Annotated in this window: 11 protein-coding genes; 9 read left to right on the top strand and 2 right to left on the bottom strand. The window is 72.4% G+C overall.

Going from position 1 to position 12,392, the window contains the following annotated elements:
* The first annotated feature begins 47 nt into the window (after positions 1-47).
* The 8 genes from ABD385_RS18785 to ABD385_RS18750 all read left to right on the top strand — a co-directional run bounded on the left by ABD385_RS18785 (position 48) and on the right by ABD385_RS18750 (position 9,177).
* Entirely contained in the window at positions 48-2,270 is a 2,223-nt protein-coding gene (locus tag ABD385_RS18785) for an NADP-dependent isocitrate dehydrogenase (protein WP_344577284.1), read from the top strand.
* Between the two features lie 142 nt (positions 2,271-2,412).
* Positions 2,413-3,093 (top strand): ribulose-phosphate 3-epimerase, encoded by a 681-nt coding sequence (rpe, locus tag ABD385_RS18780; protein WP_344577282.1) that lies wholly within the window; start codon positions 2,413-2,415, stop codon positions 3,091-3,093.
* A 207-nt stretch (positions 3,094-3,300) separates the two neighbouring features.
* Positions 3,301-4,290, top strand: a complete 990-nt coding sequence (locus tag ABD385_RS18775) for a sugar-binding transcriptional regulator (RefSeq protein WP_016570653.1) — start codon at positions 3,301-3,303, stop codon at positions 4,288-4,290.
* A 58-nt stretch (positions 4,291-4,348) separates the two neighbouring features.
* Entirely contained in the window at positions 4,349-4,822 is a 474-nt protein-coding gene (locus ABD385_RS18770) for a guanyl-specific ribonuclease (protein ID WP_344577280.1), read from the top strand.
* Entirely contained in the window at positions 4,819-5,262 is a 444-nt protein-coding gene (locus ABD385_RS18765) for a barstar family protein (RefSeq protein WP_344577279.1), read from the top strand. Before ABD385_RS18770 ends, ABD385_RS18765 begins: the two co-directional genes overlap by 4 nt.
* 162 nt (positions 5,263-5,424) lie before the next feature.
* On the top strand, positions 5,425-6,888 hold the full coding sequence (locus ABD385_RS18760) for a GuaB1 family IMP dehydrogenase-related protein (RefSeq protein WP_344577278.1): 1,464 nt from the start codon (positions 5,425-5,427) through the stop codon (positions 6,886-6,888).
* Between the two features lie 353 nt (positions 6,889-7,241).
* Positions 7,242-8,711: an amino acid permease gene (locus ABD385_RS18755; protein ID WP_425585432.1), complete on the top strand. Its 1,470-nt coding sequence runs from the start codon at positions 7,242-7,244 to the stop codon at positions 8,709-8,711.
* Between the two features lie 10 nt (positions 8,712-8,721).
* A complete protein-coding gene (locus tag ABD385_RS18750) occupies positions 8,722-9,177 on the top strand; it encodes an Lrp/AsnC family transcriptional regulator (RefSeq protein ID WP_016570648.1) in 456 nt (151 codons plus the stop codon).
* A gap of 37 nt (positions 9,178-9,214) precedes the next feature.
* On the opposite strand, the gene ABD385_RS18745 is transcribed toward ABD385_RS18750, so the two are convergent.
* Both ABD385_RS18745 and ABD385_RS18740 read right to left on the bottom strand, forming a co-directional pair.
* Positions 9,215-9,760: a nuclear transport factor 2 family protein gene (locus ABD385_RS18745; RefSeq protein ID WP_344577276.1), complete on the bottom strand. Its 546-nt coding sequence runs from the start codon at positions 9,758-9,760 to the stop codon at positions 9,215-9,217.
* 17 nt (positions 9,761-9,777) lie between these two features.
* Positions 9,778-11,268, bottom strand: a complete 1,491-nt coding sequence (locus ABD385_RS18740; RefSeq protein WP_344577273.1) for an MFS transporter — start codon at positions 11,266-11,268, stop codon at positions 9,778-9,780.
* Between the two features lie 54 nt (positions 11,269-11,322).
* On the opposite strand from ABD385_RS18740, the gene ABD385_RS18735 reads away from it, so the two are divergent.
* On the top strand, positions 11,323-12,237 hold the full coding sequence (locus ABD385_RS18735) for a LysR family transcriptional regulator (protein ID WP_344577270.1): 915 nt from the start codon (positions 11,323-11,325) through the stop codon (positions 12,235-12,237).
* Positions 12,238-12,392: the final 155 nt, after the last annotated feature.

Genomic DNA, 12,392 nt, shown 5'->3' with positions numbered 1-12,392 from the left:
TCTTGATGTCGAGCAATATTTGAGACGTGGATGGAGCGGAGTACCCGGTGACTGACTCGACCATCATTTACACCCACACTGACGAGGCCCCGGCCCTGGCGACGTACTCGTTCCTGCCGGTGGTGGAGGCGTACGCCTCGACGGCCGGGGTGACGCTGGAGACCCGCGACATCTCGCTGTCCGGCCGGATCATCGCCAGTTTCCCGGAGCGCCTGAAGGAGGACCAGCGGATCGCCGACGCCCTCGCGGAGCTCGGCGAGCTGGCCAAGACGCCCGGCGCGAACATCATCAAGCTGCCGAACATCTCGGCCTCCATCCCGCAGCTGAAGGCGGCCGTCGCCGAGCTCCAGGAGCAGGGCTACGCGCTGCCGGACTACCCGGACGACCCGAAGACCGACGAGGAGCGCGACGTCCGCGCCCGCTACGACAAGGTCAAGGGCAGCGCCGTCAACCCCGTGCTGCGCGAGGGCAACTCGGACCGCCGCGCGCCCGCGTCGGTCAAGAACTACGCCAAGGCGCACCCGCACCGCATGGGTGCCTGGTCCGCCGACTCCAAGACCAACGTCGCGACCATGGGCGCCGACGACTTCCGCTCGACCGAGAAGTCCGCGGTGATCGCCGCGGACGGTGCGGTCCGCATCGAGCTGGCCGGCGACGACGGCACCACCACCGTGCTGCGCGCGTCGGTGCCGGTCCTGGCCGGTGAGGTCGTGGACGCCTCCGTGATGCGGGTCGGTCCGCTGCGCGAGTTCCTGGCCGCGCAGGTCGCGAAGGCCAAGGCCGAGGGCGTGCTGTTCTCCGTGCACCTGAAGGCCACGATGATGAAGGTCTCCGACCCGATCGTCTTCGGCCACGTCGTGCGCGCCTTCTTCCCGAAGACCTTCGCGCAGTACGGCGAGGCGCTGGCGACCGCCGGGCTGACCCCGAACGACGGCCTCGGCGGCATCTACAAGGGCCTTGAGGCCCTGCCGAACGGCGCCGAGATCAAGGCGTCCTTCGACGCCGAGCTGGCCGCCGGTCCGGAGCTGGCGATGGTCGACTCCGACCGCGGCATCACCAACCTGCACGTCCCCAGCGACGTCATCGTGGACGCGTCGATGCCGGCCATGATCCGCACCTCCGGCCACATGTGGGGCCCGGACGGCCAGGAGGCCGACACCCTCGCGGTGCTCCCCGACAGCAGCTACGCCGGCGTCTACCAGGCCGTCCTCGACGACTGCCGGGCGCACGGCGCGTTCGACCCGGCCACCATGGGCTCGGTGCCGAACGTCGGCCTGATGGCGCAGAAGGCCGAGGAGTACGGCAGCCACGACAAGACCTTCGAGATCCCGGCCACCGGCACGGTGCGGGTCCTCGACGGTGCGGGCAACGCCGTCCTGGAGCAGACCGTGGGCGCCGGCGACATCTTCCGGATGTGCCAGACCAAGGACGCGCCGATCAAGGACTGGGTCAAGCTCGCCGTCACCCGCGCCCGCGCCACCGGTGACCCGGCGGTGTTCTGGCTCGACGCGACCCGCGCGCACGACGCCCAGCTGATCGAGAAGGTCAAGGCGTACCTGCCGGAGCACGACACCGAGGGCCTGGACATCAAGATCCTCGCCCCGGTCGAGGCGACCGCCTTCTCCCTGGAGCGGATCCGCCGCGGCGAGAACACCATCTCGGTCACCGGCAACGTCCTGCGCGACTACCTGACCGACCTGTTCCCGATCCTGGAGCTGGGCACCAGCGCCAAGATGCTCTCGGTCGTCCCGCTGATGAACGGCGGCGGCCTGTTCGAGACCGGCGCCGGTGGCTCCGCGCCCAAGCACGTCCAGCAGCTGGTCAAGGAGAACTACCTGCGCTGGGACAGCCTCGGCGAGTTCCTCGCGCTCGCGGTGAGCTTCGAGCACCTGGCGACGACCACCGGCAACGCCCGCGCCCAGGTCCTCGCCGACACCCTGGACCGCGCGACCGGCTCGTTCCTGAACGAGAACAAGTCGCCGAGCCGCAAGCTGGGTGGCATCGACAACCGCGGCAGCCACTTCTACCTGGCGCTGTACTGGGCCCAGGAGCTGGCCAAGCAGACCGATGACGCGCAGCTCGCGGAGGCGTTCGGTCCGCTGGCCAAGACGCTGGCCGAGCAGGAGCAGGCCATCGTCGACGAGCTGATCGCGGTGCAGGGCTCCCCGGTCGACATCGGTGGCTACTACCGCCCCGACGCGGCCAAGGCGTCCGCGGTGATGCGTCCGTCGAAGACGCTGAACCAGGCGCTCGCGACCCTCAAGGGCTGAGCACCGCACAGCGAGCACCACGTCCGCCCCGGCCGGGCCGCGCGTCCGGCCGGGGCGGTCCGGTGCGCGCCCGCGGGCGGGGTGACGGGGCTCTCGCCGCCCGGGCGCGGTCGGCCCGCGCACGGACCGCCATACTGGGGGCATGGCCTTGATCAACCCCAGCATCCTGTCCGCCGACTTCGCCCGCCTCGCCGAGGAGGCGAAGGCCGTCGAGGGCGCCGACTGGCTCCACGTCGACGTGATGGACAACCACTTCGTCCCCAATCTCACCCTCGGCGTGCCGATCGTCGAGTCGTTGAGCAAGGCGACGGACACCCCCCTCGACCTGCACCTGATGATCGAGGACCCGGACCGCTGGGCGCCGCAGTACGTGGAGGCCGGGGCCGGTTCGGTCACCTTCCACGCGGAGGCGGCCGGGGCGCCGGTGCGGCTGGCGCGGGAGATCCGGGCCAAGGGTGCGCGGGCGTCGATGGCGCTCAAGCCGGCCACCCCGATCGAGCCGTTCGAGGACCTGTTGCCCGAGCTGGACATGCTCCTGATCATGACCGTCGAGCCCGGCTTCGGCGGTCAGGCGTTCCTGGACATCATGCTGCCGAAGATCCGTCGCACCCGGGAGCTGATCTCGCGCCACGGCCTGCAGATGTGGCTCCAGGTGGACGGCGGCGTCTCCGCGGAGACCATCGAGCGGTGCGCGGAGGCCGGCGCCGACGTGTTCGTCGCGGGGTCCGCGGTCTACGGCGCCGACGATCCCGCCAAGGCCGTCCGCGACCTGCGGGAGAAGGCCGAGGCGGCGACGGCCGTGAGTTGGGGCTGCGCCCACTGAGCGGGGCGGACCGCTCCGTACGGGGACCGGAAGCAGTGCGTCCGCTGTGCCCCGTGCCCTTGGTTGACCTGGCGGCCACCGAGCGTTCACGCCCGGCGTGCCGCTCGTGGTCCCCGTACACCTCGGGTTTCTGAAAGGATGAGCAAAGACTCGATCAGATGCGCAAAAGGGGAGAATTTCGTGGTAGCCAGCCGCCCGCAGTCCGGAATGGGCCCCGCCGAGCTGGTGCAGGCTGCGGCCATGGCCCGCCGCTTCTATCTCGAGGGCAAGTCCAAGATCCAGATCGCGGAGGAGTTCGGCGTCAGCCGCTTCAAGGTCGCCCGCGTCCTGGAGACGGCCCTGGAGCGTGATCTCGTACGGATCGAGATCCGGGTGCCCTCCGAACTCGACGCGGAGCGCTCCGACGCCCTGCGCGCCCGCTACGGCCTGCGGCACGCGGTCGTCGTCGAATCGCCCGCGGACGCCTCCGAGGACGCCGCCGACCCGGAGAACCTCGGCGAGGTGGCCGCCGACCTGCTCGGCGAACTCGTCGCCGAGGGCGACGTGCTGGGCCTGGCCTGGGGCCGCTCGACGATCCACATGGCCGCCGCCCTGCACCAGCTGCCGCCGTGCACGGTCGTGCAGTTGACCGGGGTCTACGACGCCGGCACCGCCGACCGCGGCTCGGTCGAGGCGGTCCGCCGCGCGGCCGACGTCTCCGGCGGCGAGGCGCACCCGATCTACGCGCCCATGCTGCTGCCCGACTCGGCGACCGCCGCCGCGCTGCGCGGCCAGACCGGCATCGCCCGCGCCTTCGAGTACTTCGACAAGGTCACCGTCGCCTGCGTCTCCATCGGCTCGTGGGAGCCGGGCGTCTCGACCGTCTACGACATGCTGTCCGAGGAGGAGCGCGAGCACTACGCCTCGCTGGGCGCGGCCGCCGAGATGTCCGCGCACCTCTTCGACGCCGAGGGCCGGCGGATCGGCCGGGACCTGGGCGAGCGGTGCATCACCGTCGAGGCGGACCGGCTGCGCCGCATCCCCGAGGTGGTGGCGATCGCCGGCGGCCGTCGCAAGGCCGCGGCCATCGGCGCGGTGCTGCGCTCCGGACTGGTGACGAGCCTGGTGACGGACACCGCCGCCGCCGACCACCTGCTGCTGGAGACCGGCCCCGGTCCGCGGCCGGCCCTGGACCGGGCGGACCCCGACGGCAAGTGAGCGGGCCCGGCGCGTTCGTCGGCGGGCAGCCGGCGCGTGGCTGTGACAGCATCGGCGCATGCTGATCCACACCGCCCCGCGCCGGGCCGCCGCCGTCCTCGGCGCGCTGCTCGCCGGGCTGCTTCTCGTCCTGACCGGTTGTTCCACCGGCGGTGACGGCAAAGGGAGTTCGGCCGGCACGCACCGGCCGTCCGCGACCAGTACGGCCGGCGGCCGGTCGTCCGGCGACGGCGCCGCACCGGGCTGGGCGAAGGGCCTGCCGACCGTGCCGGCGGGCCGGCTGCCCGCCGAGGCGCGGCACACCCTGAAGCTGATCGACGCCGGCGGGCCGTTCCCGTACCCCAAGGACGGCACCGTCTTCGGCAACTACGAGAAGCAGCTGCCGAAGGAGTCGCGCGGCTACTACCACGAGTACACGGTCGACACCCCGGGTGCCCGCAACCGTGGTGCCCGCCGCCTGATCACCGGCAAGCACCACGAGTTCTTCTACACCGACGACCACTACAAGAGCTTCAAGGCGGTGCTCCGGTGAGCCCCGAGGTGCCCCCGGCGCTGGCCGCGGTCCTCGACGGGCGGACGCCCGCGGGGGTGCTGCCCTGGCCCGCCGACCGTCCGATCGCCGACGCGCTGGCCGCCGCCCGCGACGCGGGGTGGACCGGTGCCGCGCTCGACCTCGCCGGCGTCACCGACAAGGCCGACTTCCTCCAGCGGTGCGCGGCGGCCCTGGACTTCCCCGCGTACTTCGGCCACAACTGGGACGCGCTGGCCGACTGCCTCACCGATCTGTCCTGGTGCCCCCCGGCGCGCGGCCGGCTGCTGGTCATCACCGGCTGGCAGGGGTACGCGGCCGCCGTGCCGGAGGACTGGGGCGTGGTGGAGGGCGTGCTGGCGGACGCCGTCGGGCACTGGCGGGACACCGACACCGGCCTCGTGGTGATCATGGCCGGCGGGCGGGGACGGCAGGGGGCGTAGGGCGGTGCCGCCCCCTGTGGGGGCGGCGCTCTGCGACGTTCCGCGTGCGGCGCGTGAGGTGGCGGTCCGGTGGGTGGACGGCGGGTTGGCGGATCACACACACGGCTCGCGCGCCCGTAGGACTATCACATGAGTCCTGGTCAGGGCCCGTATCCTGGCGGTATGCGATTCCTCAATCCGAAGAACGGCGCCCTCGAAGAGAGTTCTTCGGTGCCCTACGACCTGACCTACGACGATGTGTTCATGGTGCCCAGCCGCTCGGCGGTGGGCTCCCGCCAGGCCGTGGACCTCGCCTCGCGCGACGGCTCCGGCACGACCATCCCGCTCGTGGTCGCCAACATGACGGCGATCGCCGGCCGCCGCATGGCCGAGACCGTGGCCCGCCGCGGTGGTCTGGTCGTCATCCCCCAGGACATCCCGATCGACGTCGTCACCGACGTCGTCACCTGGGTCAAGCAGCGCCACCTGGTGCTGGACACGCCGATCGTGCTGTCCCCCGTCTCGACCGTGGCGGACGCGCTGTCGCTGCTGCCGAAGCGGGCGCACGGCGCGGGCATCGTCGTCGAGGGCGGCCGCCCGATCGGCGTCGTCACCGAGCACGACCTGGCCGGCGTGGACCGCTTCACCCAGGTGTCCGAGGTCATGTCCAAGGACCTGCTGGTCCTGGACGCGGACATCGATCCCCGCGAGGCGTTCAACCGCCTCGACGCCGCCAACCGCAAGCTGGCCCCCGCGGTCGACGCGGACGGCAGGCTGGTCGGCATCCTGACCCGCAAGGGCGCGCTGCGCGCGACCCTCTACAGCCCCGCCACCGACGACGCCGGCAAGCTGCGCATCGCGGCCGCCGTGGGCATCAACGGCGACGTGGCCGGCAAGGCCAAGGCGCTGCTGGACGCCGGGGTGGACACCCTCGTCGTGGACACCGCGCACGGTCACCAGGAATCGATGATCAGCGCGATCAAGGCGGTCCGGGCGCTGGACCCGCAGATCCCGATCGTCGCGGGCAACATCGTCGCCGCCTCCGGCGTGCGCGACCTCATCGAGGCCGGCGCGGACATCATCAAGGTCGGTGTCGGTCCCGGCGCGATGTGCACCACCCGGATGATGACCGGCGTCGGTCGGCCGCAGTTCTCCGCGGTGCTGGAGTGCGCCGCCGAGGCCCGCAAGTACGGCAAGCACGTCTGGGCCGACGGCGGCGTGCGGCACCCGCGCGACGTGGCCATGGCGCTGGCCGCCGGGGCGTCCAACGTCATGATCGGTTCGTGGTTCGCCGGCACCCTGGAGTCGCCGGGCGACCTCCAGCACACCGCCGACGGCCGGCCGTACAAGGAGAGCTTCGGGATGGCCTCGGCGCGTGCGGTGCGCAACCGCACCAGCGAGGAGTCGGCCTACGACCGCGCCCGCAAGGGGCTGTTCGAGGAGGGCATCTCCACCTCCCGGATGTTCGTCGACCAGGCCCGTCCCGGCGTCGAGGACCTGATCGACTCGATCATCGCGGGCGTCCGCAGCTCCTGCACGTACGCCGGCGCCGCCTCCCTGGCGGAGTTCACGCAGAAGGCCGTGGTCGGGGTGCAGAGCGCCGCCGGTTACGCCGAGGGGAAGCCGCTGCACGACAGCTGGAGCTGACCCGCCAAGCCCGCTGACGGCTTCGCACGCGCCGCCCACCGGCCCCGCACCGACCTGGTGCGGGGCCGGTGGCGTTATGCGGGGAACGGCGTGATTGACTGCAACGGAGCGCAACGTTCCGCCGCCCTTCGCCGCCGTGCGCAACGAACCACCGTGGTTGCGCAAGGATCCTGCATTACGGCAGGTCAACGAGGGGCCGTAAGGTCAAGCGCTGTACGTGGAGTGGCGGAGACCGCCTGCTCGGCGGTCTCCTGCTGCAGGCTGGTTCGTCCGGCCTGCCCGACTGCTGCGGTCTTCTCCCTGGAATGTGCCGGAACGTGTCAATCTGACCGGCAGCGATGAAGGAGCCCCCAGTGTTGGAGAACGGCGCCGTCCCACCCCCAGGGGGCAGCTCTTCCCCGCCGCCCGCCGGCGGACTCGGCGCTCGGCTGATGCGCCGCAAGCCGGTCGAGCGGCTGGTCGCCGAGGGCGGCCAGGGCGAGGGGGGAACGCTCCGCCGCTCGATGGGCGTCTGGCAGCTGACCATGATCAGCATCGGTGCCACGCTCGGCACCGGCATCTTCGTGGTGCTCGGCCAGGCGGTCCCGGAGGCCGGCCCGGCGGTCGTGCTCTCGTTCGTCATCGCCGGCATCACGGCCCTGTTCTCCGCGCTCTCCTACGCGGAGCTGGCCGGCACCATCCCGGTCGCCGGCTCGTCCTACTCCTACGCCTACGCCACCCTCGGCGAGCTGATCGCCTGGGTCTGCGGCTGGTGCCTGATCCTGGAGTACGGCGTCTCGGTGGCCGCCGTCGCGGTCGGCTGGGGCCAGTACCTCAACGAGTTCCTCAACGGCACGCTGGGCGTCACGATCCCGGCCGCGCTCTCCGCGCCGCCGGGCCAGGGCGGCTACTTCAACCTGCCCGCGCTGCTGGTCGTGCTGCTGGCGATGGTGTTCCTGCTGGGCGGCGCCAAGGAGAGCGCCCGGGCCAACACCATCATGGTGATCGTCAAGATCCTCACGCTGCTGCTCTTCTGCGGCGTCGCGATCCAGGGCGTGAAGTCCGGCAACTACGCCAACTTCATGCCGATGGGCATGGCGGGGGTCAGCGCCGCCGGCGCCACCCTGTTCTTCTCCTACATCGGCTTCGACGCCGCCTCCACGGCGGGGGAGGAGGCCAAGAACCCGCAGCGCGACCTGCCCCGCGCGATCATGCTGTCGCTGGTGATCGTCACCGCCCTGTACTGCCTGGTCGCGGCCATCGCGGTGGGCGCCCTGCCGTGGCAGGAGTTCAAGGGTTCGGAGGCGGCGCTGGCCGGCATCCTCAAGACCGTCACCGGTCAGGGCTACTGGTCGGTGCTGCTGGCCTTCGGCGCCGTCGTCGCCATCGCGAGCGTGGTGCTGACCGTGCTCTACGGCCAGACCCGGATCCTGTTCGCGATGTCCCGGGACCGCCTGGTGCCCAAGGTGTTCTCCAAGGTTCACCCCAAGAGCGGCGTGCCCCGGGTGAACACCGTCCTGGTCTCCCTCTTCTGCGGGGTGCTGGCCGCCGCGGTGCCGCTCGGCGAGCTGGCCGACGCCACCAGCATCGGCACGCTCTTCGCGTTCGCGCTGGTCAACGTGGCCGTGATCGTGCTGCGCCGGACCCGGCCGGACATGCCGCGGGCCTTCCGCACGCCGTTCGCGCCGGTCTTCCCGGCGATCGGTTTCCTGCTCTGCCTCTACATGATGGGCAGCCTCGGCCCGGTGACCTGGGTGGTCTTCGGTGTCTGGATGGCGGTCGGCCTTGTGATCTACTTCGGATACGGCATGCGCCGTTCCCGATTGGCCACCGCAGAGAAGTGACCCACCCGCAGTGCGACTGAACGATCTCGACGAACGCATCGTCCACGCCCTCGCCGAGGACGCCCGCCGCAGCTACGCGGACATCGGCCAGGAGGTCGGGCTGTCCGCCCCGGCGGTCAAGCGCCGGGTGGACCGGCTGCGGGCGGACGGCGCGATCACCGGATTCACGGTCCGCGTCGACCCCGCGGCCCTCGGGTGGGAGACCGAGGGGTTCATCGAGATCTTCTGTCGCCGCAACACCTCGCCCGACGCGATCCACCGCGGTCTGTCGCGCTATCCCGAAGTGGCGTCCGCCTCCACCGTGACCGGTGAGGCGGACGCCCTCGTGCAGGTCTTCGCGTCCGACATGCGGCACTTCGAGCGGGTCCTGGAGCGGATCGCCGGCGAACCGTTCGTCGAACGCACCAAGTCCGTCCTGGTCCTCTCCCCGCTGCTGCGCCGGTACGGGGCGGGCGCGCCCAGCTAGGGCGCTTTTGACGCCCTGGGCACGGCCCCGCCCGTTCCTAGGCGGCCTCCACCGGGCCCCGGTCCGGCGGCAGGTGCGGCGGGGTGCCCTGCGTCCAGGCGATGCGCAGCGCGGACGTGGCGATCCGCCAGCCGTCCGGGGTCCGCACCAGGGTGTTGTCGGCACGACCGCCCGAGAGGAAGAGGGCCCCGGTGCCGTCCGCCAGGACGTGGGTGCTCAGTTGGGCCCCGTGGACGGTGGCCCGGTCGCCGTCGACCTCGATGACGGGGTTGCCGCCCAGGTGCACGGTGCGGTCGAACAGGGCCATCCCCTCCCGGATCCGCCGCACCACCGCGTCCCGGCCCCGGACGGTGCCGATGGGCATCTCGGCGGTGGCGTCCTCGGTGTAGAAGGCGCGCCCCCACGCCTCGTCCACGACCCCCTCGTCGAGCGAGCGCAGGTAGCGGTCCAACAGGTCGGTGATCTCGGCGCGGTCGGTGAGGTGCTGGAGCTGCCGCGCCGTGCGGAGCGCGGTGGCCTCGGCAGTCGGATCGGTGGTGGTGGGAGTGGCGGCAGGGGTGGCGGTGGCCTCGTTTGGGATCATGCGACGATCCTGCGACCTCAAGTTGACTTGAGGTCAAGGGGTGGCGGGGCGAGCACGTCCGACCGGGGCGACGGGGTGTCGGCGCCGCGCCGCCGGGCCCGGAGCCCGACCGTCACGGCGACGCCCACGACCAGCACCACCGCGGCCGCGATCCGGTAGCCCAGCGCCGCGGCGTCGGCGAACGCGACCGCCGCGGAACTCCCGTGTGCGGTGCCCGCCGCGTAGCGGACCGACAGCGCGGTGCCCACCACGGCGATGCCCAGCGCCGCGCCCAACTCCCGTGCCGCGCCCTGGAGTCCGGAACCCATGCCCGCCTGGTGGGCCGGCACGGACGCCACGATCGCGTGGGACAGCGTCGGCATCGCCAGGCCCGCGCCGGCCGCCAGCACCAGCAGGTACGCCAAGTAGCGCGGGTAGGGGGTGCCGGCGTCGGAGGTGGCGAGCAGCAGCAGGCCGGCGGCTATCAGCAGCAGCGCCACGCCGGCGGTCCGGGCCTCGCCGATCCGCCGGGCCAGGCGCATGCCGTACCGCGTCAGCACCATCATCCCGAACGCCATCGGGACCAGCGCGAAGCCCGTCCGCAGCGCCGAATAGCCCTTCACGTACTGCAGGAACTGCGCGTTGACGTAGAATAGCGCGAACATCCCGAAGAAGCCGACGGCGATCCCGGCGCTGCCGGCGCGCAGCCGCGGCAGCCGGAACAGCCGGGGGTCCAGCACCGGGTGCGCGGACCGCAGGCCGTGGCGCACGAAGACCGCGAAGAGCACCAGCGCCAGCACGAAGGAACCGAGCACCGGGGTCGAGGCCCAACCCAGCCCGGGGCCCTCGATGATGCCGAAGAGCAGCGCGAAGGAGCCCACGACCAGCAGCGCCGAGCCCGGCAGGTCCAGCGCCGCGGTCTGTCGCGGCACCCGCGGCGCGGACCGCGCCACCCAGCCGAACAGGACCAGCGCCAGCGGCACGTACCCCCAGAACAGCCCCTGCCAGGGCAGGTATTGGAGGATCAGCGCGCCGCCCGCGTTGCCGGCCATCCCGCCGACGCCCATCGCCGTGCTCCACGCCGCGATCGCCGTCGCCTTCCGGTCGGGCGGGGACGCGTACAGCAGCACCGACATGGTGGCCGGTACCAGGAGCGCGGCGCCGGCGCCGGAGACCGCGCGGCCCGCCAGCAGCACGGGGAGGGTCGGCGCGAGTGCGCTCAGCAGCGCGCCGGTGCCGAAGACGGCGAGGCCGGTGAGCAGGGTGCCCTTGCGGCCGAACCGGTCGCCGAGCGCGCCGGCCGGGATCAGCAGGCCGGCGAAGACCAGGACGTAGGTGTCGACGACCCAGAGCAGTTGGGCGGGGGTGGGGTGCAGGTCGCTCGCGGCGATCTTCGGGATGGCCAGGTTCATCGCGGCCACCAGGGACTGGGCCACCAGGACGCCGGCGCACATCGCGGCGGTGACGGAGCGCCGACCGGCCCGTCGGGGCGAGGGGCCGCCGGGCGGCGGCGGTGCTGACGTGGTCATGCCCCGGACGCTAGGGTGCCGTTCAGTTGATCTCAAATGCAAGGTATGCACTCCATGATTGCGCGAAACGCAAACATCGACTTCAACCTGTTGACCGCCCTGGACGCGCTCCTGGAAGAAGAGAGCGTCACCGCCGCCGCGGACCGGCTCGGGCTCTCCGGGCCGGCCATGAGCCGGGCGCTCGGCCGGATCCGGCGGACCATCGGCGACCCGATCCTGGTCCGGGCCGGCCGCCACATGGTGCCGACGCCCCGCGCGCTGGAGATCAAGGCCGAGGTGCGCCGGCTGGTGGAGGCGGCGCAGGGGGTGCTGTCCCCGTCCGTCCCGGCCGATCCGGCGCAGCTCACCCGGGCCTTCGCGCTGCACACCGGCGACCTGTTCGTCACCGCCCTCGGACCGGCGCTGGTCGCCCGGGTCGCCCGCGAGGCGCCCGGGGTGGTGCTGCGCTTCCTCGGCGAGAGCCACGTCGACGTCCCCGTGCTCCGGGACGGGGCGGCCGACCTGGAACTGGGCGTGATCGACAGCCGCGAGCCGGAGATCCGCACGGCCCGGCTGTACGACGACCACGCGGTCGCGGTCGTCCGCGCGGGCCACCCGCTGACCGACCGGTCCCTGACCGCCCGCCGGTTCGCCGCCGCCCCGCACCTCAACTTCTCCCGGCGCGGCCGGCTGACCGGCCCCATCGACGCCGCGCTGGCCCACCACGGGCTGCGCCGTCAGGTGGTCGCCACCGTGCCGACCGTGACGGCGGCGCTGATGATGGTGCGGGACAGTGACGTGGTGGGCATGGTGCCGGAGCGGACCGCGGCCTCGTTGATCCGCGACCTGGGCCTGTGCGCCCTGCCCATCCCGTTGGACCTGCCGCCGATGCCGATGGCGATGGCCTGGCACCCGCGCCAGGACGCCGACCCCGGCCACCGGTGGCTGCGCGGCCTGGTGCGCGCGACGCTGGCCGCCGTGGTGGCCTGAATCACCCCGTCGGGACCCACCCGACCTGGCCGGATGCCCCGTGCAACGAATCGCCGCGGTAGCCCTTGAACGCGCAACGAATCGTTCCTCGGCACGCAACGGTGGCGCCTTGTCCCATATCGGCACCGGACCGTACCGTCATTGCGTCCCACCCG

It is taken from the genome of Streptomyces lunalinharesii, from assembly GCF_039532155.1.
Lineage (GTDB): Bacteria > Actinomycetota > Actinomycetes > Streptomycetales > Streptomycetaceae > Streptomyces > Streptomyces lunalinharesii.
This window is presented reverse-complemented; position numbering and strand designations above follow the sequence as displayed.